Annotated in this window: 25 protein-coding genes; 11 read left to right on the plus strand and 14 right to left on the minus strand. The window is 72.3% G+C overall.

The features are described 5' to 3' along the window. Positions 1-216: 216 nt before the first annotated feature. The 4 genes from HNR21_RS33955 to HNR21_RS33970 form a co-directional block, all read right to left on the minus strand. A complete protein-coding gene (locus tag HNR21_RS33955) occupies positions 217-1,104 on the minus strand; it encodes a DNA-3-methyladenine glycosylase family protein (RefSeq protein WP_182708328.1) in 888 nt (295 codons plus the stop codon). Further along, a complete protein-coding gene (gene manB / locus HNR21_RS33960; RefSeq protein ID WP_119728675.1) occupies positions 1,101-2,171 on the minus strand; it encodes a mannose-1-phosphate guanylyltransferase in 1,071 nt (356 codons plus the stop codon). Before manB ends, HNR21_RS33955 begins: the two co-directional genes overlap by 4 nt. Before the next feature lie 69 nt (positions 2,172-2,240). Then, positions 2,241-3,386, minus strand: coding sequence for a glycosyltransferase family 4 protein (locus HNR21_RS33965; protein ID WP_182708329.1), 1,146 nt, complete (start codon positions 3,384-3,386; stop codon positions 2,241-2,243). 57 nt (positions 3,387-3,443) lie between these two features. Continuing rightward, the gene (locus HNR21_RS33970) at positions 3,444-4,151 is read right to left on the minus strand and encodes a class I SAM-dependent methyltransferase (protein WP_119728673.1); all 708 of its coding nucleotides are present in this window, start codon (positions 4,149-4,151) and stop codon (positions 3,444-3,446) included. 96 nt (positions 4,152-4,247) lie between these two features. Between HNR21_RS33970 and HNR21_RS33975 the strand changes: the two genes are divergently transcribed. After that, the gene (locus HNR21_RS33975; protein WP_312881524.1) at positions 4,248-5,213 is read left to right on the plus strand and encodes a lysylphosphatidylglycerol synthase domain-containing protein; all 966 of its coding nucleotides are present in this window, start codon (positions 4,248-4,250) and stop codon (positions 5,211-5,213) included. Further along, on the plus strand, positions 5,210-5,551 hold the full coding sequence (gene trxA / locus HNR21_RS33980) for a thioredoxin (RefSeq protein WP_182708330.1): 342 nt from the start codon (positions 5,210-5,212) through the stop codon (positions 5,549-5,551). Before HNR21_RS33975 ends, trxA begins: the two co-directional genes overlap by 4 nt. A gap of 334 nt (positions 5,552-5,885) precedes the next feature. On the opposite strand, the gene HNR21_RS33985 is transcribed toward trxA, so the two are convergent. Further along, complete coding sequence (locus tag HNR21_RS33985) at positions 5,886-6,296, minus strand: ATP-binding protein (RefSeq protein ID WP_182708331.1); 411 nt, start codon at positions 6,294-6,296, stop codon at positions 5,886-5,888. Between the two features lie 2 nt (positions 6,297-6,298). Further along, on the minus strand, positions 6,299-6,769 hold the full coding sequence (locus HNR21_RS33990; protein WP_182708332.1) for an ATP-binding protein: 471 nt from the start codon (positions 6,767-6,769) through the stop codon (positions 6,299-6,301). A gap of 118 nt (positions 6,770-6,887) precedes the next feature. Here HNR21_RS33990 and HNR21_RS33995 point away from each other — a divergent pair, with 118 nt between their 5' ends. The 3 genes from HNR21_RS33995 (at position 6,888) to HNR21_RS34005 (ending at position 8,514) form a co-directional block, all read left to right on the plus strand. After that, entirely contained in the window at positions 6,888-7,727 is an 840-nt protein-coding gene (locus tag HNR21_RS33995) for a helix-turn-helix domain-containing protein (RefSeq protein WP_182708333.1), read from the plus strand. Next, on the plus strand, positions 7,696-7,878 hold the full coding sequence (locus tag HNR21_RS34000; RefSeq protein WP_182708334.1) for a DUF397 domain-containing protein: 183 nt from the start codon (positions 7,696-7,698) through the stop codon (positions 7,876-7,878). Before HNR21_RS33995 ends, HNR21_RS34000 begins: the two co-directional genes overlap by 32 nt. Positions 7,879-8,019: 141 nt before the next feature. Beyond that, positions 8,020-8,514, plus strand: coding sequence for a hypothetical protein (locus tag HNR21_RS34005; RefSeq protein WP_182708335.1), 495 nt, complete (start codon positions 8,020-8,022; stop codon positions 8,512-8,514). A 131-nt stretch (positions 8,515-8,645) separates the two neighbouring features. On the opposite strand, the gene HNR21_RS34010 is transcribed toward HNR21_RS34005, so the two are convergent. The 4 genes from HNR21_RS34010 to HNR21_RS34025 form a co-directional block, all read right to left on the minus strand. Beyond that, complete coding sequence (locus HNR21_RS34010; protein ID WP_220500402.1) at positions 8,646-9,590, minus strand: aspartyl/asparaginyl beta-hydroxylase domain-containing protein; 945 nt, start codon at positions 9,588-9,590, stop codon at positions 8,646-8,648. Next, entirely contained in the window at positions 9,587-11,050 is a 1,464-nt protein-coding gene (locus HNR21_RS34015; RefSeq protein ID WP_182708336.1) for a M28 family peptidase, read from the minus strand. Before HNR21_RS34015 ends, HNR21_RS34010 begins: the two co-directional genes overlap by 4 nt. 229 nt (positions 11,051-11,279) lie before the next feature. Beyond that, positions 11,280-12,419 (minus strand): cytochrome P450, encoded by a 1,140-nt coding sequence (locus HNR21_RS34020; RefSeq protein WP_182708337.1) that lies wholly within the window; start codon positions 12,417-12,419, stop codon positions 11,280-11,282. A gap of 66 nt (positions 12,420-12,485) precedes the next feature. Beyond that, positions 12,486-13,283, minus strand: coding sequence for a sulfotransferase family protein (locus tag HNR21_RS34025; RefSeq protein WP_220500403.1), 798 nt, complete (start codon positions 13,281-13,283; stop codon positions 12,486-12,488). Between the two features lie 83 nt (positions 13,284-13,366). On the opposite strand from HNR21_RS34025, the gene HNR21_RS34030 reads away from it, so the two are divergent. Next, entirely contained in the window at positions 13,367-14,614 is a 1,248-nt protein-coding gene (locus tag HNR21_RS34030; protein WP_182708338.1) for an MFS transporter, read from the plus strand. Positions 14,615-14,670: 56 nt separating this feature from the next. Next, the gene (locus HNR21_RS34035; protein WP_220500404.1) at positions 14,671-15,465 is read left to right on the plus strand and encodes an alpha/beta fold hydrolase; all 795 of its coding nucleotides are present in this window, start codon (positions 14,671-14,673) and stop codon (positions 15,463-15,465) included. A 21-nt stretch (positions 15,466-15,486) separates the two neighbouring features. Here HNR21_RS34035 and sigJ read toward each other — a convergent pair whose 3' ends face one another. Next, positions 15,487-16,368, minus strand: coding sequence for an RNA polymerase sigma factor SigJ (gene sigJ, locus HNR21_RS34040; RefSeq protein ID WP_182708340.1), 882 nt, complete (start codon positions 16,366-16,368; stop codon positions 15,487-15,489). A gap of 88 nt (positions 16,369-16,456) precedes the next feature. Here sigJ and HNR21_RS34045 point away from each other — a divergent pair, with 88 nt between their 5' ends. Beyond that, the gene (locus HNR21_RS34045) at positions 16,457-17,260 is read left to right on the plus strand and encodes an SDR family oxidoreductase (RefSeq protein ID WP_182708341.1); all 804 of its coding nucleotides are present in this window, start codon (positions 16,457-16,459) and stop codon (positions 17,258-17,260) included. A 46-nt stretch (positions 17,261-17,306) separates the two neighbouring features. Here the strand turns inward: HNR21_RS34045 and HNR21_RS34050 are convergent, their stop codons facing one another. The 3 genes from HNR21_RS34050 to HNR21_RS34060 are packed head-to-tail and all read right to left on the minus strand — an operon-like array spanning position 17,307 to position 21,490. Beyond that, on the minus strand, positions 17,307-18,386 hold the full coding sequence (locus tag HNR21_RS34050) for a glycosyltransferase family 4 protein (RefSeq protein WP_182708342.1): 1,080 nt from the start codon (positions 18,384-18,386) through the stop codon (positions 17,307-17,309). Next, entirely contained in the window at positions 18,383-19,300 is a 918-nt protein-coding gene (locus HNR21_RS34055; RefSeq protein WP_182708343.1) for a glycosyltransferase family 2 protein, read from the minus strand. Before HNR21_RS34055 ends, HNR21_RS34050 begins: the two co-directional genes overlap by 4 nt. 42 nt (positions 19,301-19,342) lie before the next feature. Then, positions 19,343-21,490 (minus strand): hypothetical protein, encoded by a 2,148-nt coding sequence (locus tag HNR21_RS34060; RefSeq protein WP_246442449.1) that lies wholly within the window; start codon positions 21,488-21,490, stop codon positions 19,343-19,345. 56 nt (positions 21,491-21,546) lie between these two features. Here HNR21_RS34060 and HNR21_RS34065 point away from each other — a divergent pair, with 56 nt between their 5' ends. From HNR21_RS34065 to HNR21_RS34075, 3 genes are read left to right on the plus strand one after another with little or no spacing between them, the layout of a single operon-like run. Then, on the plus strand, positions 21,547-22,413 hold the full coding sequence (locus tag HNR21_RS34065) for a TIGR03089 family protein (protein WP_182708344.1): 867 nt from the start codon (positions 21,547-21,549) through the stop codon (positions 22,411-22,413). Between the two features lie 41 nt (positions 22,414-22,454). After that, positions 22,455-23,873, plus strand: coding sequence for an LCP family protein (locus tag HNR21_RS34070; protein WP_119728656.1), 1,419 nt, complete (start codon positions 22,455-22,457; stop codon positions 23,871-23,873). A gap of 26 nt (positions 23,874-23,899) precedes the next feature. Then, a complete protein-coding gene (locus tag HNR21_RS34075) occupies positions 23,900-25,018 on the plus strand; it encodes an acyltransferase family protein (protein ID WP_182708345.1) in 1,119 nt (372 codons plus the stop codon). Positions 25,019-25,028 lie beyond the last annotated feature (10 nt).

The following is a 25,028-nucleotide window of genomic DNA, read 5'->3' on the forward strand; positions in this document are numbered from 1 at the left end:
GACGGCGAACCCGTCAACCGGTCGCGACCCGCGCGGGAGCCCACACGTCCACTGCCTTCGGGCCCTGCACAAAGGAATCCCCCATGCACTACGTCCTCGGCCTGCTGCTCGTGCTCGCCGTGCTCGGGCCGCTGTTCGGCGCCGACTCCCGTGACGGGCTGGACTGGACCCCCAATCACTTCTGGCTCCCCCGGCGGGGCCGTTCCCCGCGGTCCCTCAGAAGGAACGGTAGTCGCGCACCGACATCCGAGGCCCGCGCCGCGGTGGCCGCCTGCCCGACAGTTCCAGCAGCCGGGTGACCCGGTACCGGTGCCCGGCGTACGGCTCCAGCAGCGCCAGCATCCCGGCGTCGTCGACCTTGCGGCCGGCCAGTGCCCAGCCCACCAGGCCGGGCAGGTTGTAGTCGCCCACCGAGACGGCGTCGGGATCGCCCGCCGCGCGCTGCCGGATCTCGGCGGCCGTCCACACCCCGATGCCCGGCAGTGATCGCAGCCGCCGCTCGGACGGGTCGCGTTCGAGCTGCGCGGCGACCCGGGCGGCGTTCATGACGGTCCGCGCCCGTACCGCCTCCGCACCCGCCCGGTGCCACTCCCACGACGGGATGCGCGCCCACACGGCGGGCGGCGGAGGCACCCGCATGCCGGGCGCGCCGGGCGCGGGCTCGCCGAACCGGCGCAGCAGGTACCCCCAGGCCCGCCACGCCTCGATGCTGACCACCTTCTGCTCCAGCACCGCGGGCACCAGCGCCTCGAACACCCGGCGGGTCCGGCCGATCCGCATCCCCTCGCCCCGGGCCAGGCATTCGGCCACCACCGGGTGCACCGGCCGCAGCCCGCCCGGCTCGTCCGCCGAGCCCAGCAGCTCCGGCAGCCCGTCCAGCAGCCAGTCCGCGCCCGGCCCCCACGCCGTCGCCTCGACCTCCCCGGCGCGGGCGAGAACCCGTAGCGTGCCCGGCCCGTCCGGGGTGAACGAGGCGCGCCACACGGCCCCGTCCGGGGTCACCCGATAGGCCGGGTCATGGCCGCCCCGCCGATGCGGAGACAGCGTCGCCGCCACGTCCAGCGGCCACGGCGGCCGCCAGACCCGCGTCCGGCCTCCGGTCACGCGTCGTGGGAGAAGCGCACCGCCATCGGCGGCAGCTCCACGCCCGGCCATACCCGCAGCCCGCTGCGGAGCTCGTTGCCGGGGCCGATGGTCGCCCCGTCGCCGATCACCACGTCCTCCAGCACCGCGCCCGCGCAGATCCGGGCGTTCTTGCCGATCACCGACCGGACCACCCGGGCGCCGGACTCCACCACCGCGCCGTCGAACAGCACGCTGGACTCCACCCGGGCCTTCTCCCCCACCCGGGCGCCCTCGCCGACCGTGGTGCCGCCGCCGACCTGGGCGCTGGCGGCGATGAACGCCCCGTCCAGGCACAGCACCCCGTGCTCGGCGCCGCTGACCACCGGCGAGGTCATCGCCCCGGTCACCAGGTCCGAGGCCCCCTTCACGAACGCCGCCGGGGTGCCCACGTCCAGCCAGTACGCCGCCTCCACGTACCCGTAGATCGGCTCCCCGGCGGCCAGCAGCCCGGGGAAGACCTCGTACTCGGCCGACACCACCCGGCCCTCGGGGATCTCGTCGATCACCGAGCGGCGGAAGATGTAGCAGCCCGCGTTGACCTGGTTGGTCGGCGGGTTGGGGGACTTCTCCACGAACGCCAGCACCCGGCCGTCCGGCGCGGTCGGCACCGCCCCGTACCGGCGGGCGTCGTCCACCAGCGTCAGATGCAGCGTCACCGCCGCGTCGGCCTTGCGGTGCGCGGCGAGCTGGGCGTGCAGGTCGTGGCTGGACAGGATGTCGCCGTTGAGCACCAGCACCGGGTCGGCCGGGCCGCCGGTCAGCGCCTGCGCGGCGTTGCGGATCGCGCCCGCGGTGCCCAGCGGCTCCTCCTCGGTGCAGTACACGATCTCCAGTCCGAGCCGCGACCCGTCGCCGAACGCCTCGGTGAACATCGACGCCCGGTAGGAGGTGGCGAACACCAGCCTGCGCACCCCGGCCTCCCGCGCCCGGGTGAGCTGGTGCTCCAGCAGCGGAACGCCGGCCATCGGCAGCAGCGGCTTGGGCGTCGACAGGGTCAGCGGCCGCAGCCTGGTGCCCTGTCCCCCGACCAGAAGAATCGCTTCCACGGGGCTCACCTTACTGATCGGTGTTCCAACACCCGTTCCGCCCGGGGAATGGGGCGGTGTCGGAACGGGTCACTGACGGGCGGGCGAGGCGGTCGCGGCGCGGTCGTACGCGGCCAGGTGCGCCTGGGCGGAGGCGGCCCAGGTGAACTGCTCCGACCGGCGGAACGCGGCCTCGGCCAGCGCCGCCCGGCGGGCCGGGTCGCTGATCAGCTCGCGCAGCGCGGTGGCGATCGAGGCGGCGTCCGGCTCGGTGTAGGCGACCGCGTCCCCGCCGACCTCGGGCAGCGACGAACGGCGGGTGGTCAGCACCGGCGCGCCGCAGGCCATCGCCTCCAGCACCGGCAGCCCGAAGCCCTCGCCCCGGCTCGGCAGCGCCACCGCCAGCGCCCCGCCCAGGAACCCCGGCAGCGACGCCCAGCTCAGATAGCCGGGGCGGATCACCCGCAGGTGCACCGGCACCGTCGCCAGCGCCGCGTCCACCTCGTCGTCCCAGCCGCCGGCCCCGCCCGCCAGCACCAGCGCGGGCGGCTCGTGCATCTCGGCGACCGCCGCCGCCCAGCCGCGGATCAGGTTCGGCACGTTCTTGCGGGGCTCCAGCGCCCCCAGGAACGCCACGTACGGGTGCCCGTGCAGGCCGAGCCGGTCGGAGACCCGCTTGACCTCCTCCTCGGCGGGCCGGTGGAACACCCGGTGGTCCACGCCGTGGTAGGCCACGTCGATCCGGCCGGGGTCGGCGCCCAGCAGCCGCACCAGCTCGTCCTTGGTGGCGTTGGACGGGACGACCAGCCGGGTGGCGCGGTAGGCGGCGGTCCGGGTGGCCGACTTCAGGTACTCCGAGCGGACCGGGTTGTGCTCCTCCGGCTCGCTGAAGTGCGTCACGTCGTGCACCGTCACCACGGTCGGGCAGTGCGCGCGCAGCGGCACCGTGTAGTACGGGTGGTGGATCACGTCCGCGCCCACCTGCCGGGCGATCAGCGGCAGCCCGTTCTGCTCCCAGGCCAGCCGGGAGGTCCGGTGCGCCAGCGTCGCCGGGCCCGCCACCACCCGCGCCCGCGGGGCCAGCGCCGCATAGCGCGCCTCGTCGGACCGCTGGCAGACCACCACCAGATCGGCGCCCTGGTCGTCCAGCGCGCCCAGCAGCCCGTCCACGTAGCGGCCCAGCGCCCCACGGTCGGCGGGTACGGCGGTGGCGTCAACGAGAATTCGAGGCGCCACGGTCCTCCCTCGGATCGACGTGTCGGGGGTCACGCCCCTTTTGAGAGGGTACGCCGCTCAGGCGCGCTTGCGGGCGCGGACGAGCACGATGCTGCCCCGCTCGTTGGGGGCGCGCCGGTCGGTCAGCGCCACCAGCGGGGCCAGCGGGGCCGCCGCGTTGAACCCGACCCTGCCCCCGTAGGCCGACAGCGACAGGTACAGCCGTTCGGCCGCGGCGGTGCGGAACTGGTAGGAGTGCGCGACCACGTCCAGGCCGTGCTCGTTCATCAGCTTGCCCAGCGTCTCGTGGGTGTAGGTGTGCTGGACGTGGTACTTGGCCTTGTGCGCGTCGCGCAGTTTGGGCCAGGCGTCGGCGCGGCTGAGCACGTCGGCGGACATGAAAATTTCACCGCCGGGCTTGAGCACCCGCGCCATCTCCGCCAGCGACCGCCCGCCGTCGTCGAAGTGCTCGATCGCGCACACCGACAGCACCGCGTCGAACGAGGCGTCGGCGAACGGCAGCGCCAGCGCGTCGCCCTCGATCAGCGCCGGGGGGTGCGCCAGCGTCTTGCCGTACAGCATCTTGTTGCGGGCCAGATCGATGGAGACCGCCCGCGCACCGCGCCTGCGGGCCTGCCCGGCCCAGTAGCCGTCCCCGCCGGCGACGTCCAGGACCCGCTTCCCGCGCAGGTCGGGTCCCATCCATCGCAGCAGCGTCCCCGCCTCGCGGAACCGGCAGATGTGCACCTGGTGGCCGACGAACGCGACCGCATCAGCAAGCTTCATAGCGCTCCGAGCTTATTGCCTCCGCCGGGGACGGCGGGCGTCATCCGTCATCCGGCCCCGGACCTGCCGGGCGGGCGGCTCGCCTACGCTATGCGGGTGATTTCCAAGCAGCGGGCCATGAGCGTGGTGCGGGTCCTGTTGGTCGTGTCCGCCGTGGCCTTCTGTGCCTACAGCCTGGTCTCCCAGTGGGACGAGACCAAGGACGCGTTCGCGCGCATGTCGTGGACCGCCCTGGTCGGCTCCTTCCTGGCCGCGGTCGGCGGGCTGGCGGCGTGGATGCTGAGCTGGCGGGTGCTCCTGGCCGGGCTCGGCTCCCCCATCCCGGTGACCGCGGCGGCGCGCATGTCGTTCATCTCCGGGCTCGGCAAGTACGTGCCGGGCAAGGTGTGGGCGCTGGTGACCCTGATGGAGCTGGGCCGCCAGTACGGCGTCCCGCGCATCCGCAACGCCAGCTCGTCGCTGCTGGCGATCGTCACGTCGATGGCCTCGGGGCTGGCCGTCGCGGCGGTGACGCTCCCGCTGACCTCGCCGGAGGCCACCGAGCGGTACTGGTGGCTGTTCCTGCTGGCGCCGGTGCTGCTGGCGATGCTGCACCCCCGTATCGTGACCTGGGGCATCGGCCTGCTGCTGAAGCTGGTGCGGCGGCCCGGGCTGGAGCAGCCGGTGAGCCTGGCGGCGACCCTGCACGCCACGGCGTGGGCGACGGTGGGCTGGGTGCTGTTCGGCGTGCACACCTGGCTGATCGCCGACGCGGCCGGCGGTGACGGCCGGGGGCTGCCGTTCCTGGCCATCGGGGCGTACGCGCTGGCGTTCACCGCCGGGTTCCTGGTGTTCATCGCGCCCAACGGGCTCGGCGCCCGGGAGGCGGTGATCGTCATCACCCTCTCCCCGGTGCTGCCGGCCGGCGCCCCGCTGGTGGTGGCGCTGGTGTCCCGGGTGGTGCTGACGCTGGCCGACCTGGCCTGCGCCGGAGCGGTCCTGGCGGTGGGCCGCGGGAACGGGAATGAACCGGGCCCCGCCCGCCTTGACACCGACAGAGAGCCGATGAAGGAGAGATCGTGAGCGCACCGATCAAGGTCACCGACGAGACGTTCGAGGAGCTGGTCCTCAAGAGCGACAAGCCCGTCCTGGTCGACTTCTGGGCCGAGTGGTGCGGGCCCTGCAAGATGATCGCGCCGATCCTGGACGAACTCGCCGCCGAGTACGACGGCCGGCTCACGATCGCCAAGCTGAACGCCGACGAGAACCCCGCCACCCAGGCCAAGGCCGGCGTGATGGGCCTGCCGACCCTCAACCTCTACGTGGGCGGCGAGGTCGTCGAGCAGATCGTCGGCGCCAAGCCCAAGCGCTTCCTGGTCAACGCCCTGGAGCCGCACCTGCAGGACGTCGCCAAGAGCTGACGCCGCCTTTCACCGAACGGGCCCGGATCGCGTATCCGGGCCCGTTCGTCATGCCGGAGCCGTCCCCGGGGGCAGCGCGCCATCGACGGCATCTCCCAGCGGATGCTCCCGCCTGCGCTACGACGCGTCCTGACCGGCCGGACCTCCGCGCCTTCGTATGGGCGGAAGCCGGGTTGTCACACGCGAGGGGAACGGCGCCGGTTCCGGTGACGGCGTACGGCCCGGATTCCGAGCACGCGGAGAACGTGGCCGCCGATCAGGCCGATGAGGATGCCGTTCACCAGGAGGACCGCGGAGAACAGGAGAAGGTCGCCGAGGGCCGATCCGAGGCCGGTCACCGCAGTTCCGCCCAGACGGTCTTGCCGATGCCGCCGGTGCCGGGGCGATGCCCCCAGCCTGTGGAAAGCCGCTCCACGATGTGCAGGCCACGGCCGGTCTCGGAGACGAAGTCGGGCTCCCGCCTCTGCGGCGTTCCCGGTGCGTCGTCCCAGACGGCGATCTCGACGGCCTCGCGGGTGCGGTGCCACTCGACGTTCACGGTGATGTGCGCGGCGCCGTACCGGACCGCGTTCGTCACCAGCTCCGAGACGACCGTCAGCGCGTCGTCGGCGAGCCGGGCGAGTCCCCATCCGTGCAGTTCGCGGGCCACCCGTTCGCGCGCCCCGGCCGGTGCCCGGTCATCGGGGGCGAGCGCGAACGTGGCGTGGATCCGGTTCTCCTCGTCGGGGGGCGCGGGCGTTCTCATGGCTAGATCTCCGATCCGTGGACGTCCACCGGTCGCGGCTCGGGTCGGGCGGTGACGTCGAGCAGCGCGCAGACCCACTTGCCGCCGGGCCTGGACCTCTCGACCCACAGGTCCCGGGTGAGCGCCGCCACGACGGCCAGGCCCCGGCCCCCGTTGCGGTCGAAGCCGGCGGGGTCGAGATCGAGCGTTCCGAGGGTCAGCTCCGGCATCGGCCCGCGCCGGGGCATCCGCGGGCCGGGATCCCACACCCCGAACACCAGCCCCCGGGGCCGCTGCCCGAGAAAGATCCGGATGGTCCCGCCCCACCGGCACTCCGCAATCGCGTTGGCGACCAGCTCGGTCGCCACCAGTTGCGCGTCATGCACGGCCTCGGCGCACCCCAGCTTGCGGAGTTGCACGTCAACGTACGTCCGCGCTAACCCGGCGGCCGCCGCCGTGGCCAACAGCTCCCGCCCGAAACCCGCCGTCGTCACTCTTCCGACATCTCCCCTCACGACCAGTTGCGTGACTCAGGCCACAGAGTGGACCGAAGGGAGGTACGCTGTCGCGCATTCCAGAAGGTTCAGAAAGTTAAGGAAAGCTGGAGAGCCAGTGCCCAATCTCAAGGAGCCACCGAACCCCAAGACGTCCATGTGGGCCCTCATAGCCTATTACCTGCGAAAATCCCGCCTCAGGCGCAAGCAGACCGGGGAGGACGTGGCCCGGATCCTCAACATCTCACCGAGCCAACTTTCCAAGCTTGAGCACGACATCGTTCGACTGTCCGAAGATCAGGCGGAGGTGCTGGATCGAGCCTGGGAAACGGATGGACTGTTTGCCCTACTTGTCCACTACGCCACGAGTACGCACGATCCCCAGTGGTTCGCCGGATACCTGGAGCTGGAGAGGAAGGCCGAGATCATCAGGATCTTCGAGCCGCATGTGATACCCGGCCTGCTCCAGACCGAAGGCTATGCCCGCGCTCTGCTGGCCACCAGCTTCCGGCGGGACCGAGAAAGCATCCTGAAGGACAGGCTGGCCCGCCAGACGATCCTCAGCCAGCCTGATCCGCCCTACATGTCCGTACTGATCAGCCAGAACGCTCTGGAGTGGCCGGTCGGCAGCCCTCAAATCATGCGCGATCAGCTCGACCACCTGCTGAAGCTGTCCGAGGAGCCCACCTTCATGATCCGGGTCATCCCCCGGAGCTGGGAGGTAGGGGCCTACCCTGGCCTGGACGGCGGGTTTCGCCTGATGACCGCCGACAGCTACGGGGACGTGGCCTACGCGGCCTCTCCTGAAGGGGGAAGACTGGTGCGTTCCCCCTCTGAGATACGCTCGTACACCGTCCGGTTTGACCATATTGCGGGGAACGCGCTTCCGGAAGCGGCTTCCCGGGAGTTGATGGGACAGATCAGAGATGCCTTCCACGCCCAACTGGCGCAAGAGTAGCTATAGCGGCCCGAACGAGCCCGAGTGCGTAGAGGTCGCCGCCCTGCCCACGGGCGTCGGGTTGCGGGACAGCAAGAATCCCGGCGCAGGTCACCTGGCCGTCTCCACCCAGGGCTTCGCCGCGCTGGTACGCCGGATCAAGAACGGCTAGCCCCGTCGCTTCCAAGAGCCCTCTCACCGGGGGCTCTTTTGCCTGGGCCGGGGGCGGCTGCGTCCCGTTCGCTCCGCAGCCCACCGGTGTCGGTCGCTCGGCTAGGATGACGCGCCGCTGATCTTCTCCTGGAGCCGAGAAATGCGCAGAGCCGCCATCGCCGTCACCGCCGTCCTGCTCACGGGAGCGTTGGCGCTGGGAGGCGCGTATCTGCTCGACCGGCAGAAGGCCCCCTCCTTCGACCGCGTGTCCTTCGCCGGCGGCGATCGTGAGAAGCGCGAGCTGGTCGGGCGGTTCATTCTCGCGGTCAGGGACAGGGACACGGCGGCGATACTCCGCCTCGACCGGGGTGCGGAGTTCTATGCCGACCCGAACATCGTCGCCCCTGGCGCCCGGTGGCTGGTCGACAACTACGCGCACGTCTTCGACGCGCCCCTGCGAGTCGCCTATCAGGAGGGCGAGAACTCCGTCCTGGACTTCCTCGCCTGCATATCGCACAAGCCAGGTGACGGGCTTCTGGTGTCGGCAGGCCGACGGTCGGAGTCCAGTCCGTACAGGATCACGGTCGGTGACTACGGTTCGCCTCTCGTGGACGGCCGGCCCGGCGGCGAGTCGTTCTCCTGCGGCTGGGCCTGACACCCCGAGTCTTCGGGGCGGTCGGCGGTCGCTCCAGGTCGAGAACGTTCAGGCGGTCGGGGTCGGGGTCGGGGTCGGGGACGGGGGCATGGCCCCGCACGCGGCGGCGAGCGCGGATGCGGGGGGCGGCCTCACGGGCGCGTGGGCCGGATCCATTCGCGCATCCGGCGTCCGGCGCGGATCCGGATCCGTACCGAGCCGCCGGGCTCGACGGTGATCGTGCGCTCCTCGCTCCATCCGGTGAGGCGGAACTCGCCGAGCCCGAGATGCACCAGGCCGAACGCCGGCCTTCCGTCGATGCCGAGAACGGGGCGGCCGTCCGCGATCTCGATCGCGGCCTCGGCGTCCGGGCCGTCGGCGGCCTCGTCCTCGGACCACTGCGGGAACTCGCCGGGCAGGGCGAAACGGCAGCGGAACGCGTCGAGTTCGCCGTCGACGAGCGGGACCGGCTCGCGGGCGAACAGCACCTCGCTGAGCGGCAGCCGCTCCCGGAAGCCCGCGGGGAACAGGTCGATGAGCCGGTGGCCGACCAGGCAGTCGATCACCATGTGGACGCGGGCCCGGTCGCCGTGGTTGGCCACGTAGTGCGGCCGCCGGAAGTCGCCGAACCACAGCCTGCCCGCGTCCCAGTGCCGCGGCACCCGGTCGATGACCACGACGGCGTCGGGGTTGGTGTCGATCGGCACGTGCAGCCTCAGCAGGCCGTTGGGGAATCCGTACCTGGAGTCGCGGTGCTCGTGCACGGTGGCGCCGCTCCCCAGGGACATCAGCCGCACACCGCGGACCGGTGCGGGGATCGCGTCGATCACCTCGCGGAGGTGGGGGGCCTTGTCCAGCCAGGGGGTGTCGGCGAAGTCGTCCAGGCCCGCGCCGCCGGGGTCGGTGCGTTCCGGATCCCCGCCGATGCTGCGCAGCGGCAGGACCCGCCAGTCGACGTCCGGCTCCGGGAGCAGGCCGTCCCGCCCGATCGGGCGCTGCGCCCGCCACCGCTCGCGGCGCAGCGCGTCCAGGTCGGCCTGGAGTTTCGCGACGTCGAAGTCCAGCGCCATGGGCGTCGATGCGGGGTAGGTGCTCATCGGGCGCCCTCCACCTGCGAGACGTCGGCGGCGAAGCGTCCCACCGCGTAGGCGATGGCGGGCACGTTCTCGTCCAGGGCGCGGCGGTCGATGTTGTCGATCGTGTCGCACGCCTGGTGGTAGCACCAGTCGTACAGCCGCCCGGCCTGTCCGCCGAACACCTTCGCCTCCTCCTCGGTCTTGACGGCGAACGCGCCCCCGTTGATCCCGCCGACCGGAATCCCGGCCTGTGCGAACGGCTCGTGGTCGGAACCGACCGCGCGCATGTTCTGCGGCTTGAACGGCAGTCCCCGGGGGCGCAGGTAGGCACGGAAGACGTCCTCGATCGCGCCCGACCCGGGCGGTCCCGGGGTGGTGCCGGGCGGCTGGTCGCCGGCGTCGCCGTCCATCAGGAACCGCACATGGTTGGGTGCGGCGAGCAGTTCGAAGTTGAGGTACAGCGCGATGTCCGCGCGCTGCTCGGGCGACAGGGTGCGCACGTAGTGCGTGGAGCCGACGACGGGGAGTTCCTCCGCGCCCCAGAACGCGAACCGCACCTTGTTGCGCACCCGCCGCTGGTACGGCGCGAGCCGCTGCGCGGTGGCCAGCAGCGCGGCGACGGCGGCGGCGTTGTCGTTGATGCCGGGGGATTCGGTGACGCTGTCCAGATGCGCTCCGGCCATCACGACGCAGGCCGGGTCGCCGCCGCGGGTCTCGGCGAACAGGTTGCTGGTCGTTCCGGTCACCGAATGGCCGCGCAGCCGGAGGCGCAGGCTCACCGTGCCGCGGGCGGCGTCGGCGGCGAGCCGCTCGCCCTGTTCCTGCGAGACGCTGGCGACCGGGATCGTGACGGCCGAGCGGTCGAACGCGTGCAGCCGCCAGATGTTCCCGGGGCTCGGCGTCGCCATGTAGACCAGCATCGCCTTGGCTCCCAGCGTCGCGGCGACCCTCTGCTGCGCCGTGTAGCCGCATGACCCGCGCCGGACCAGCACGATGGATCCGCGCACCGGCAGGCCGTCGTAGTCGGACGCGGTGCAGCCGCCCGACTCCGTGACGGGGGCGACGACGAGCGGTGCGGTGAGGCCCTCGGGCGGGGTGACGGGCGAGAACCTCATCATGAGCACCCGCACCGGCCGGTTCGCCGGGGTGAGCACGTCGGCCCGCTCGGCGTCGATCCGGTAGTCCTCGTACGGCACCTCCTGCCGGTACACCCGGTATCCCGCGCGCTCCAGCACCCGGGCGGTGTAGGCGTCGGACGCGGCGAACCCGGGCGTGCCGGTGGCGCGCACTCCCCCGTTCCGCCTGGCGATCCGGTCGTAGGCCCGCAGGTGCCGCATCGCGTCGTCGCCGGTGGTGGTCGCGGCGAGCCGGTGGGCCGGCCATGTCCCGTCGAGCCGGCCGGCGGCCTGCGCCGCCGTCGTGGACGCCAGCACCATGATCGCGGTGGCCGTGGCGGTCGTGGCGCGGAGGACCGTCGTCATCGCTGCTCCTGGACGAAGAGGTAGGGGGGCGTCGGGCGGGCGCCCGGCCGTTCGGGCCGCTCGTTCCGCGGACCCGCCACGGCCGGGCGCGCGCTCACGGGGTTCAGTGGATGTAGCGCATCGTCACGGCCCCCTTCCGCCGATCGATCTATCGGTCGCGTGTGCTGTGGGCTCAGTGGATGTAGCGCATGGCGTTCACCTCCTTCGTCGCCGATCGCCGGGGAGAAGGTCAGGAGAGGCTGACGGGAAGCCGGGCGACTCCGCGGAGCGTGAGGTTGCCTCGCCAGACGGCCCGGCCCGTCGCGTGGATGCCGGGATGCTCGGCCGCGATGGTCCCGAACACGATGCGCGCCTGCAGGGTCGCCAGGGACTGCCCGAGACAGGAGTGCGCGCCCCGGCCGAACCCCAGATGCGGGTTGGGGTGGCGGGAGAAGTCCAGAGCGTCGGGCTCGGCGAACCGGGACGGGTCGCGGTTGGCGGCCCCGAGCAGCATCGTGACGGGATCACCGGCCTTGATGGTGTGGCCGCCGATCGTCGTCTCGATGACGCAGGCACGGCCGTCGGCCTGCACCGGGGAGACGAACCGGACGATCTCCTCGACCGCGCGGGCCAGGTCGCCGCGCGCCAGCAGCGGCAGGGCGTCCGGTTCGGCCAGCAGCGCGGCCATGCCGCCGGTGAGCAGCCTGCCCGCCGACTCGTATCCCGCGTGCAGGACCGCGCGCAGGGTGTTCAGCAGCACCGGGCGGCTGATCCCGGATCCGGCCTCGTGCGCGGCGACGTACCCGACCAGCCCGCCGCCGGGCGGGTCGGCGAGCCAGTCCGCCGACATCTCCGCCAGCAGCGCCCGTGCCCGTACGGCGGGTCCGGCCTTCTCGGGCCAGATCCCGGCGTCCATCCCGTCGACGATCGCCTGGGAGACGGGCCGGAACCAGTCGAGGTCGATCGGGGGGACGCCGAGGAACGCGGTGACGGTGTGCAGGGCGACGGGTTCGGCGAAGTCCGCGACGAAGTCGAAGCCGTCCCGGGCGCCGAGGTCCTTGAGCCGGGCGTCGACCTGCCGGGCGATCGTCTCCTCGAGGGCCCGGTGGTCGATGGCGCGGACCGCGTCCACCAGGAAATGGCGTATGCCGGTGTGCTCGGGCGGGTCGACCGTCTGGATGCTGAGCATCGGTTCGGGGACGTCCTCCCCGATCCTTCGCCAGTCCGACGCGAAGGATCGCGAATCGCGGAGCACCGATGTGCAGTCCTCGTGCCGGGTCAGCACCCAGGACCCCAGCAGTTCGCTCCAATGCACCGGGTGATCGGCGCGCAGCCGGGAGTACAGCGGGTGGGGGTCCCGCCCCGGGGACGCTTCCACCAACTCGGACATCGGATCGATGGTCAGTTTCTCCGCCATGGTGATCACCCCGCCTCGTCGATGGCCTCGGCCGTCACGTCACGATGCGGACCGCAGCCGCCGCACCACCCATGCCGTCAGTGCGGCGCCGACGCCGATCGCCGCCGCCTTGCGCGCGCGGTCGCCCACCACGCGCATGAGCGCACTGCGTTGACGGGCCTGGAAGGCGGCCCGGTCGTTCTCCCGGGGCATCGGCTCGTCCGGGACGGGCACGCCGAGGAACGCGCACAGCGGCTCCCAGCCCTCCCGCACGTCGTACACCAGCAGCCGGTCGGCGGGCACATGCGCCCGCACGTCGGCGATGCGCCTGGTGAAGACCTCGACGGCGCGGTCCCGGTCGGCGAAGTCGTTGCCGAAGTCGAGCTCCCAGGTCAGTCGTTGCAGCCGGTCGAGCAACCTGTCCTCACGGCTCGGCCGGCGCCAGGTCAGCAGGCGCAATGGCAGCGGCGGGCCTTCCAGGGCCGGGAAGATGGTGCGGGACGCGCTTTCGTACCATTGCTGCGGATCCCGCACCGAAAGGATCACCTTCGCGTCGGGAAAGGCGTCGATCAGATGGCGCCAGAACAGCGCGCCCGGATCCCCCACCGTGGATTCGAATCCGGAAAGGATCCGCTCCCAGTCGGCGGCGGCGGGTTCGTCGGCGGCGGCGATCCAGTCCTCGGCCCGCCACGGCTCGGCCTGCACCGTCCGCATGTGGTAGCACGGACCGAACCCCAGGCGCTCCAGCGCGAGGGTCAGTGTCGTCGTTCCGGTCCGTAGAAATCCTGCGCATATGATCTGCACCAGCCCAAGATCTATGACCGAAAACGTCAGGTCCAGTAAGATATGTGGCCACATCCGGTCATCCGGTCGCCTCTGGACAGTTCGTCCGGCCCCGTGATCTCATCGCCGGGTCATCGTTCGCTAAGGAGGGGCGGGCCTTGCGAGTCCTGCTGAGAAACCGCGGTTTCCAGCTCCTCGTCTTCGGACAGACCCTCTCCACCCTCGGTGACCGGGCCCTCATCATCGCCTTCGGCATCTGGGTCAAGGAGCTGACGGGGAGCAACGCGGCGGCGGGCGGGGCCTTCTTCTTCGTGGCCCTGCCCTTCCTGTTCGCCCCCTTCGCCGGGGTGATCGTCGACCGCTTCCCCCGGCGCGCGGTGTTCATCGTCACCAACCTGGTGATGGCGTGCCTGCTGCTGATGACGCTGCTGGTGCGGAGCGCCGAAGACGTCTGGCTGCTGTACGCGGTGATCCTGTGCTACGGCGTCTCCGCGGTCATCATCACCGCCGCCCAGGGCGCCCTGGTGTCCGCGATCGTCGACGACGACGACCTGCCGGCCGCCAACGGCCTGCTGCAGACCGCCGGCGACGGGGTGAAACTGCTGGCCCCGCTGATCGGCGCGGCGTTGTTCACCCTCGCCGGCGGGCATGTCGTCGCCCTGCTGGACTCGGCGACGTTCGTCGCGGCGGCGGTGGCCGTGTGGCTGGTCCGGGCGCCGGGCGACAGGCGGCACGTGCAGGGGGCCCTGCGGCTGCGCGAGGAACTGCTGTCGGGGCTGCGGTACGTGTTCGCCAGCCCCGCGCTGCGGAACATGCTCCTCGCGCTCGGGCTGGCGTTGCTGGTCTGCGGCTTCTCCCAAACGCTGGTCTTCGCGATCGTCGACGAGGGCCTGCACCGGACGGCGGCGTTCATCGGGGTGCTCTCCTGCGCGCAGGGGGCGGGGGCGATCGCCGCGGGACTGGCGGCCGGCGCCGCGACCCGGCGCATCGGCGACATCCGCCTGGTGGTGGCCGGGATCGCCGGGACATCGGCGGCGTCGGTGGTCTACCTCGTCCCGAACGCCGTCGTGGTCTGCGTGGGGGCGTTCCTGTTCGGGGCCGGCATCTGCTGGACCACGGTCGGCATGATCACCGCGGTGCAGCGCCGCACCCCCGACGACACGCGGGGCCGGGCGCTCGCGGCGTCGATGGGGATCGTGTCCACTCCCCAGACGGTGTCGATCGCGCTCGGAGCCGGCCTGTCCCTGCTGGTGGACTACCGGCTGCTGCTGGTCGTCATGGCGGCCGTCACCGCGGCGTGCGCCGTCTGGCTGGCCCGGGCGCCGAACGACGCCCCCGCGGTCCGTCCCGCCCCGATGCCCGAAGACGCATCCGGCGGGAAGGAGGCCACCTCCCCGGGCCGGTGAACCTCCTCAACACCCGTCCCGTCTCCGGCATCATCTCGACACCGGAGGGGATGACGATGACCATCGCGAGGACGACGACCGTCCGGGGGCTGCGGCTGGCCTACGTGGACTTCGGCGGTGAGGGGATGCCAGTGCTGGCGCTGCACGGGCACTTCGGGCGGGCCCGGTCGTTCGCCGGGCCGGCCGCCGCGCTCGCGCCGGAATACCGCCTGATCGCGCTGGAGCAGCGGGGACACGGGCACAGCGAGCGTGACGGCGACTTCTCACCGGACGCCTACGTGGCCGACGCCGCCGCCTTCGCGCGTTCCCTGGGCCTGGGACCGCTCGTGGTGCTCGGCCACTCGATGGGCGGGGTGGTGGCGTTCCGGCTGGCGGCACGGCACCCCGAACTGGTCCGGGCGCTGGTCGTCGAGGAGGGCGGCGCCTACAACCGGCGACCCGAGATCCCCCACCCGGTCCTGGACGTGCGGGACTGGCCACGACGCGCCCCGACGCTGGGCGAGCTGAAGCGGCGGGTGGAGGAACGGGGGATCCCGGACGCGGGCTACTTCCTGGAAAGCGCCGTCGAACGACCGGACGGCTGGGGGTTCCTGTTCGACTACGACGACATGGTGCGGTCGCAGGAGGCGCTGATCGGCGACTGGTGGGACGACTGGCTGGCCTCCACCTGCCCGGCGCTGCTGATCCACGGCCTGGACAGCTTCGTCCTGCCGACCTGGATGGCGCGACAGATGGCGCAACGGCGCCCCGGGACGACGCTGCGGGAGTTCCCCGGCTGCGGGCACTGGGTGCACGACGACGACCCGCCCGGTTTCGCCTCGGCGGTACGGGACTTCCTCGCCACGCTGTGACCGGGCCGGGGGACACCGGGATCAGTCGCCGGAAGGGGCCGGCACCAGGGCGTCCAGGCGGTCGGGGTCGGCGAGGACGTCGATGGCGGTGATCCTGCCCTCGGTGACGGTGAAGGCCATGACGGACAGGGGCCGGCCGTGGGCGGTGACGACGGTGCCGGCGGTGCCGTTGACGAGGGCGGGGCGGGCGTACGGGGAGAGGCGGCCGAAGGTGACGGCCTGGGCTGCGACGTTGCGGGCGCCGGTGATGACGGTGGTCTGCCGGGGGCGGGCGACGCCGCCGTCGGAGCGCAGGACGACGTCCGGGTGCAGGACGGTGACCAGGGCGTCGAGGTCGCCGTCCCGGGCGGCGGCGAAGAAGGCGTCGACGACCTCGCGTTGCCGGGCGAGGTCGGGGTCGGGGACGGGGGCATGGCCCTGCACGCGGCGGCGGGCGCGGCTGGCGAGCTGCCGGGCGGTGGGCGTGGAACGGTCGATCAGCGGGGCGATCTCCTCGTACGGCACGGCGAACATGTCGTGCAGCACGAACGCGACCCGTTCGTCCGGGGACAGGGTCTCCAGCACCACCATCAGCGCCAGGCCCACCGAGTCGGCCAGCAGCGCCTCGTGCTCGGGGTCGCCGCCGGTCCCGGGGGCGACGATCGGATCGGGGACGCGCACGTCGAGGGGATCCTCGCGGCGGCGTTCGCGGGAGCGCAGCGCGTTCAGGCACACCCGGGCGACGACCGTGGTCAGCCAGGCGCCGAGGTCGTTCACCTCGTCGGCGCCGGTGCGGCCGAGGCGGATCCAGGTCTCCTGAACGGCGTCGTCGGCCTCGCTCACCGAGCCGAGCATCCGGTACGCCACCGCCCGCAGCCGCGTCCGGTGCTCCTCGAAAAGCCCGGCCAGATTCCGCTCGTCCACGCTGTCACGTTCCCTCCCCGGCCGGGGTCATCCCAGTGGACCCACGAAGAACCGGTCGATCCGACCGGAACCGGCCTGGAGGAACGCTATGACATCGCCCATCCTGATCACCGGCGGCACCGGGACCCTCGGCGGCCACGTCGTTCCGCTGCTGCGGGACGCCGGCCGGCGGTTGCGGGTGCTCAGCCGCCGGAGCCACGACCCCGTGGACGGCATCGAGTACGTGACCGGTGACCTGCTGAAGAACGAGGGCGTCGAGGCCGCGGTGGACGGTGTCGAGACCGTCCTGCACCTCGCCGGGAGCGCCAAGGGCGACGACGAGGCCACCCGGAACCTCATGCGGGCCGCGGCACGGGCCGGGGTGCGGCATGTGGTGTTCATCTCGGTGATCGGGGCGGACCGCGTCCCGCTGGCCTGGCTCCGCTCCCAGCTCGCCGCCGAGGAGGCCGTCATCGGCTCCGGAGTGCCGTGGACGATCCTGCGCGCCGCCCAGTTCCACGACCTGGTCTTCAGGACGGTGAGCGCCATGGCCAAGCTCCCGGTGGTCCCGGCTCCGCGCGGGCTCCGCTTCCAGCCGGTCGACTCCCGCGACGTGGCGGCCCGGCTGGTGGAGCTGGCCCTCGGCGAACCGGCCAGCCGGGTGCCCGACCTTGCCGGACCCCGGGTGTACGCGATGGCCGACCTGCTCCGAAGCTACCTGCGGGCCACCGGCAAGCGCCGCCCGCTGCTCCCGGTCCGGATCCCCGGCAAGCCCGGCCGCGCCTACCGGAACGGGGACAACCTGACCCTCGAGGGCGCCACCCTCGGCACGCGCACCTGGGAGGACTTCCTCACCGAACGTCTCGCCGACGCGGCCCGGCCCGCCACCGAGCGCTCCGCAACAGCGCGTTGAAGAACGGCACCATGCGGGAGTCCTCCACACCAGGAGGGCTCCCGTATCACCCGGACGACAGCAGGCGGTCCAGGTAGGCGTCCCAGAGCGGGGTGTCGTCCACCGGGCGGACGGCGGAACGGAGACGTTCCGGCTCGCCGGGGGCGTAGAAGCGTTCCAGGGCCCTGGTCAGGGAGGGGACGTCGTCCGGCTCGCAGAGGACGCCGTCCACGCCGTCCCTGACCTGGTCGGGGAAGCCGCCGACCCGGGTCGCGATGACGGGGACGCCGTGCTCGTGGGCCATCCAGACGTTCTGGCTCGCCGTCGCCGAGCGGTACGGCAGGACCAGGGCGTCGGCGTCGGCGAACAGCCCCGGCACCTCGGAGGCCGGGACGTAGCCGGGACGCAGGTCCACCCGGTCGGCCAGGCCCAGGGACCTGATCAGCTCCTGGGTCTTCTCGACGCCGCCCCAGAACTCGCCCGCCACGGTCAGCCGCACCTCGGCAGGTCCGGCGGCCAGCGCTCTCAGCAGGACGTCGAGGCCCTTGTAGGGGCGGACGATGCCGAAGAAGAGCAGACGGTTGCGGACCTTCTCCCCCGCCGCGCGTTCCACGGGCCTGGCGGGCAGGTGGGGAGGCATCTCGGCCACCGTGACCGGGCGGGCGGTCAGGGTACGGGCGAGCTGCGCCTGCTGCTCGGAGTGGACCAGGACCCCGTCGACGCGGCGCAGCAACGCCTTCATCAGGGGGACGTCGTAGGGCTTGCGCTCGTGCGGCAACACGTTGTGGCACAGCGCCACCACCCGGGTCCTCCGCCGTACGCCCCGCAGGATCCCCAGGTAGGAGGGCACCTGGACGGGAGTCAGCACGGCCAGGACCACCAGGTCGGCCGAGCGCAGCGCGCGTCCCGTGCGCAGCCAGCCGTCGGGGCGGTACCAGGCCAGCTCACGGCGGGTCGCCGGGAACGGCTCGCCCTCCGGGGCGTCGATGGTCTGCCGCCCCGGATACAGGAACGAGGGGTACTGCGCCTTCCACGACTCGATCACCACGTCGTGGCCCGCGGCCGACAGCCGGTGCGCCAGTTCGGTGGTGTGGTGCGCGCCGCCGCCCTTGTAGGGGAACGCGGGCCCGACGACGGCGATCCTCATGTGTCGCCCCGGGATCGGACGATCAGGTCGGCCAGCAGCGCCAGGGAGGCGATCAGCAGGCCGGAGATGAAGATCATCACGGTGTTGTTGGCGAAGTAGCCGAAGTGGACGACCATGTCGAAGATCCCCTTGACCACGCCGATCCCCAGCAGCCACAGGGCCAGGGGCATCAGCACGGCCAGCGGGTTGAAGTACATGACCATCCGCAGCACCTGCAGGATGTAGCGGTAGGCGTCCTTGGTGAAGTGGAACTTGGACTTGCCGGCCCGCTTGTAGTAGTCGATCGGCAGGTACCGCACCGCGTGCTGGTTGGACAGGAACGCGATGGTGATCGTGGTCACGCAGGAGAACCCGGGGGGCAGCAGCCGCAGGTAGGGCAGCGACACCTCGCGGCGGAACGCCCGCAGCCCCGAGTTCAGGTCCGGGATCTTGGTGTTGGTCAGCCGCTCGGCGACCTTGCGGATGAACCACTTGGCCGGCACCCGCAGCACCTTGTGCGTCCCGGCCTCGGTGACCCGCGCGCCCACCACCTGGTCCACCGAGGGGTCGTTGTCGAGGATGTCGACCAGCTCGGGGATCCGCTCGTTGGGGTAGGTCATGTCGGCGTCGGTCCACACGACGATGTCGCCGCGCGCCTGCTGGGTGCCGATCCGCCGCACCGTGCCCGAGCCGCTGTTGTGCTGGAACGCCATGATCCGCATGTTGGGGAACCGCGGCGCGGCCTCCTGGAGCCGGGCCAGCGTGTCGTCGGTCGAGCAGTCGTCGACCGCCAGCAGCTCGTAGCTGTGGCCGCTGGCGTCCATCGCCTTGCAGATGCGCTCGACCTCGTCGATCACGTGGTCCTGCTCGTTGTAACAGGGCAGGACGATCGTCACGTGGACGGACTCGGATCCGGTCTCGGGCTGGGTGCTCACGCGGGCCGAGAATACCGAGGCCACTGAGTACCCGCACATCGTTCAGGGGGCCGGTTCGGACATCCAGACCTCCATCGACAGGGGCCAGGTGCCGTTCGGGGGGCTCACCAGAGAGCGCTCGTCCTGGCGGGTGCGCAGGTGGAGGACGCGTTCGGCGGCGCCGTGGGAGGAGACCTGGCCGGGGGTCGCGCCGAGGACGGCGGGGCGGCGGCCGGTCTCGCGGATGCCGTCGAGGATGCGTTCGAAGTCACGGTCCTTGACGCCCGGGGCGGGACGGGCGGCGGGGATGCCGCACATGCCGCGGACGACCTGGGCGAGGCGGTCGGCGACGACCGGGTCGACGATGACGACGGAACGGCCGGGGCCGATCTTGCGGCACATGTCGCGGACCGCCCGCAGCTCGCCCTGCTCGGTGGGGGTGAGCATCAGCGGCCAGGCCGTCACCGCGATCGGGACCGTCACGGCCAGCGCGCCCGCCAGCGCCACCGGCATCGCCGCGCGCCGCCACCGCGAGAAGCGCACCCGGCGGACGCACCAGGCGGTGCCCCACAGCGCCAGCAGCAGCAGCCCCGGCAGGACCAGCGCCACCAGCCGGCGGGAGGCCCACGGATGGTCGGGGGTGATGCCGGGCCGGTACAGGATCGTGACCGTCGACCAGGCGATCATCATGAACGGCAGCACCCACTCGCCGGTGCGCCGCTTCAGCAGCCGCCGGGTCAGCACCGCCGCGCCGAGCGCGGCCAGCAGCAGCGCGGGCAGCCCGATGTACCAGATCACCCAGTACAGCGACTGCTCGGTGTACTGCCGCCACCCGTCGATCGGCAGCCCGTTGATGCGCTGCATCTGCTCGACGAACTCGACGTTGATCCGGTCCTCCTCGGTGCGCGGCGCCCGCCGGACGGTCTGCACCAGGGGCCGCGCCGCGAACGCGGCCACCACCAGCACCGTCCCCGCCGCGGCCAGCGAGGGCAGCGGGCCCCGGGAGATCGCCGCGCCCAGACGGCGCAGCCGCAGCCCGGTCGGCCCCCACCGCAGCAGCACCGCCATCAGGACCGTTCCGGCGATCACCGCGGCGGCCAGCAGCAGCGCCGGCCGCAGCGAGTCGCCCAGGTACTCCAGGTAGGGCCGGGACTTGGTGTAGCCCTCCAGCAGCCCGGCCCCCGCGCCCAGCCCCAGGCCCAGGGTCAGCGGCAGCCAGGTCGGGCGGCGGCGGGCGGCCAGCAGACCGGCGAACACCACCACCGGCAGCAGGTCGCGGATGCCGTCGATGCGCACCAGCAGGACCAGCCCCAGCGACAGCCCCGCCAGGAACGCCCGGACCCGCGCGGCCCGCGACTCCAGCTCCCGGACGTCCACCAGCAGGCTCAGCCCGCCCAGCAGCAGCACCAGCGCGGGCAGCTCGCTGTAGGTGGAGCGGGCCAGCCACTGCATCGGCAGCGTCAGCGCCAGCGCCAGCGCCCCCACCGGCGCCCAGCGCGGCCCGACCAGCCGGGCGGTCAGCCCGCCGAACGACAGCACCGCGCCCGCCCCCAGCAGCGGCGCCATCAGCAGCATCGCGCCGGTGCCGCCGAGCCATCCGCCGAGCGCCAGCACCATCGGCAGCCCGGCCATGAACTGCGGGACGATCCACCCGCCGTCCTCGTAGAACGCCGGCCCGCCGTAGTCCAGGTAGCGGTCCCCGGAGCCGAACGCCTCCCGCATCGGGTCGATCGGCAGGCTGCCGTGCTCGTTCAGCCAGGTGGCGAACTGCACGTAGGAGGCGGGGTCGCGGCGCACCACGACCTGCTCGGCGCACATGGCGACCTCGAGCGCGAAGAACGCCGCCGCCACCGCGACCACCGAGGCGGTCACCCACCAGGACACCCGCCCGCGCAGCCCGATCGTCAGCTCCAGCCGGGTCCGGTCCCAGAACCCGGCCTTGAGCACCAGGAACGCCACCGGGACGAACAGCGCCAGCGACGGCCCCAGACCGTACGCCCCCGCCATGAGCAGCGGCAGCGACACCGCCAGCCAGGCCACGATCAGCAGCGCGGGGGCGATGGTGAGCCGGGCCAGCACCCGCCCGGCGCGGGTGGAGTTGCCGAGGGCCCGCGGGTCGTTGGGGAACGGGTTCGGCAACCGCAGCCCGGAGGATGCGCGTCGGCCCGCCTCGCGGGGCGGGCGGGTGCTGAGCTGCTCGCGTTCGTCCACTGGAAGCGCAGAGTAGCGGGCCGCGCCGAACGGGGGTGGCCCTACGCTTCTGCGGCATGGTGCAGAGCACACCCGCGGATCTGCTGGCGCGGCGGCTGGCCGACGACCCGTCGCGTCCCCTGGTGACCTTCTACGACGACGCCTCCGGCGAACGGGTGGAACTGTCGGCCCGCGTGTTCGCCAACTGGGTGGCCAAGACCGCGAACCTGCTGGTGGACGGGCTGGGCGCACAACCGGGCGACCGGGTGGTGATGCTGCTGCCGCCGCACTGGCAGACGGCGGTGTGGCTGATGGCGTGCTGGTCGGCGGGGCTGGTGGCCGAACCGCTGGAGCCCGGCGTCGAACCGGACGGCGGCGAAGGGCCGTACCTCCTGGCGGTCGCCGAGGAGGTGCTGTCCATGCCGGACCGCTGGGAGCCGCTGGCCGCCGGGGCCGACGAGGTGGTGGGGCTGTCGCTGCACGCGCTGGGCGGCCCGCTGGCCGAGCCGCGACCGGACGTCATGGACTATGCGGTCGAGATCCGGGGTTACGGCGACCGGTTCATGCCGTACTCTCCGGTGGACGTGGAGGCGCCCGCGCTTTGTGTGGCGGAGGCGGCGGCAGGGACACACGTGACATATGCCACACTGGGGGCGGGCGAGCTGGCCTCCCGGGGAGCGGAAGCCGCCCGCTCATGGGGGCTGGACGCCGGTAGCCGGGTGCTGAGCGACCTGCCCTTCACCGCCCTCGACGGGATACTCGTCGGGCTCATCGCCCCTCTCGCGGCGGGCGGTTCGGCCATAATTCAACGAAATCTCGACGAAGCAGCCCTTGACCGGCGTATCTCTTTGGAGCATGTGACAGCGGTGGCCGGTGTGCCGAGTTGGGACCCGCGGGACTCCGCGGGCGCCCGGGCGGTCCGCCGGCTGGTGATCCAGCACTGACCCCGACCCCCGCGGGGGTCCGCGCCCGACCGCAGGAGCCCATGAACAGCAACCCGATGTACATGGAGTACGTCGATGACGCAGATCCGGCGCCGGAGGAGCACCGGCGCGGCTGGCGCATCCTCGGCTGGGTCGCCATCGGCCTGTCGGTCACCCTGGTGTGCTCGAGCCTGGGCCTGTACGGCTACTACCGGAAGCTGAACGGCAACATCTCCCGGGAGTCCATCAACTACGGCCCGCGCCCGGAGAAGCTCAACGACGCCCTGAACATCCTGCTGCTCGGCTCCGACACCCGGACCGGCGCCAACGCCAAGTACGGCCGGAGCATGGTCAACGACCCGCCGCGGTCGGACACCATGATCCTGCTGCACCTGTCCCCCGGCGGCGAGCAGGCGATGGGCATCAGCTTCCCGCGCGACCTGATGGTGCCGATCCCCGACTGCAAGGCCCGTGACGGCAGCACCGTCCCGGCCTCCAGCGTCGCGATGATCAACGAGTCGTTCACCCGGGGCGGGGCGCCCTGCACGGTCAAGACCATCGAACGGCTCACCCAGATCAAGATCGACCACTTCCTGCAGGTCGACTTCGTCGGCTTCAAGAACATCACCAACGCCATCGGCGGGGTCGACGTCTGCGTGCCCAAGAACGTCTACGACCCGCAGGCCAAGCTGCGGCTGAGCAAGGGCAGGCACACCATCAAGGGCGAGACCGCGCTGGCCTACGTGCGCTCCCGCAAGGCGCTGGGCGACGGCTCGGACCTGGACCGCATCAAACGGCAGCAGCAGTTCATGGCCTCGCTGGCCAAGAAGGCGCTGTCGGCCGGCGTGCTGAGCAACCCCGGCACCCTGAACTCGCTGCTCAGCGCGACCACCAAGTCGCTGACCGCCGACGAGGACCTGGACGTGGCGGCGATGACCAAGATCGCCCGCGGGATGCAGGGGCTGACCGCCGGCAAGCTGCGCTTCGTCACCGTGCCGTGGACCGCCTACGCCCCCGACCCCAACCGGGTGGCGCTGCGCCAGCCCGACGCCAACCAGTTCTTCACCGCGATCCGGCACGACACCGGGATCCAGGAGACCAGGACCGGCGGCACCGCCGCCCCCAAGATCCCGCCCAGCCAGGTGCGGGTGCGGGTCTACAACGCCAGCGGCGTCGACGGGCTGGCCCGCCGGGTCGCCGACGAGCTGACCGACCGCGGGTTCCGGGTCGTCGAGGTGGGCAACCGGCCCGCCGGCCGGAACACCCAGGTGCTGTACGGGCCGGGCGCCGACCACCAGGCCGCCGCGCTGGCCGAGGTGGTGCCGGACGCCGGCAAGCCCGCCCCGGGCGCCCAGGGCGCCGCTCCCGGCATGGTCGACCTGGTGCTCGGCGCGGACTGGACCTCGCTCAAGCCCCGCCAGTCCGGCATCCCCCGGCAGCAGGACGAGGTCCGCGCCACCGACGACATCTGCAAGTCCTGACCCCTTCCGCTGGAACCCCGGAACCCATGACGCAGCTCAGCGACCCCGGCATCGCGGCGCCCCGGGCCGTGCAGGCCCAGCAGGCCGCGCAGGCCCCGGCGCCGCGTCCGCGCAAGGAACGCGACCCCTACTTCGACAACGCCAAGTTCCTGGCGATCCTGCTGGTGGTCGTGGGGCACTCACTGGTCGGGCTGCGCGACGTGCCCCTGGCGGGGGCGGCGTACCTGACCATCTACCTGTTCCACATGCCGCTGTTCATCCTGGTCACCGGGTACCTGTCGCGGAACTTCACGTTCGGGTCGGGCAAGGCGCGCAAGCTCGTCCTCCAGCTCGCCGTCCCCTACCTGCTGTTCGAGTTCCTGTACTCGATGTACAACTGGGCGGTCGGCGGCAACGAGCTGTCCCTCAGCCTGCTGGACCCGTACTACCTGACGTGGTTCCTGCTGGCGCTGTTCTGGTGGCGGCTGTCCACCCCGGTGTGGCAGCAGATCCGCTGGCCGCTGGCGGTCGCGGTGGGGATCTCGCTGCTGTCGTACCTGGACGACCTGGGCGACGAGCTGGAACTGCACCGCACGCTGGGGCTGCTGCCGTTCTACGTGCTGGGGCTGCTGCTGCGCCGCGAGCACTTCGCGCTGCTGCACCGGCCGGTCGCCCGGGTGCTGGGGGCGCTGACGCTGGCGGGTGCGCTCGCGGTCGCGTTCGTCGCCCACCGGCACATGGCCGTCGACTGGGTGTACTGGAAGCACCCGCACTCGGAGTTCGGCGTGGACCACCTCACCGGGACCGCGATGCGGCTGGCCATGATGGTCGTCGCGGTGGTCCTGATCGCCGCGTTCCTGTCGCTGGTGCCGCGCCGCCGGACCTGGTTCACCGGGCTCGGGGCGGCGACGCTGTACGCCTACCTGCTGCACGGCTTCGGGACCCGGCTGATGACCTACAGCGGGTTCGACGACCTGGAGATGTGGCACTCGGTCCCGGGCGTGCTGGCGATGGCGGCGATCGCGCTGGCGGTCGGGACGCTGCTGTGCACCCCGCCGGTGGTCAGGACGTTCCGCTGGCTGGTGGAGCCGGACGCCGGCCGCATGTTCACCGGGCTGCGCCGGCCGGCCGACTCCCGGAATGTCCCGGCGGGCAAGGGGAACTAGCCGGGAAGAG

It is taken from the genome of Thermomonospora cellulosilytica, from assembly GCF_014138835.1.
GTDB lineage: Bacteria > Actinomycetota > Actinomycetes > Streptosporangiales > Streptosporangiaceae > Thermomonospora > Thermomonospora amylolytica.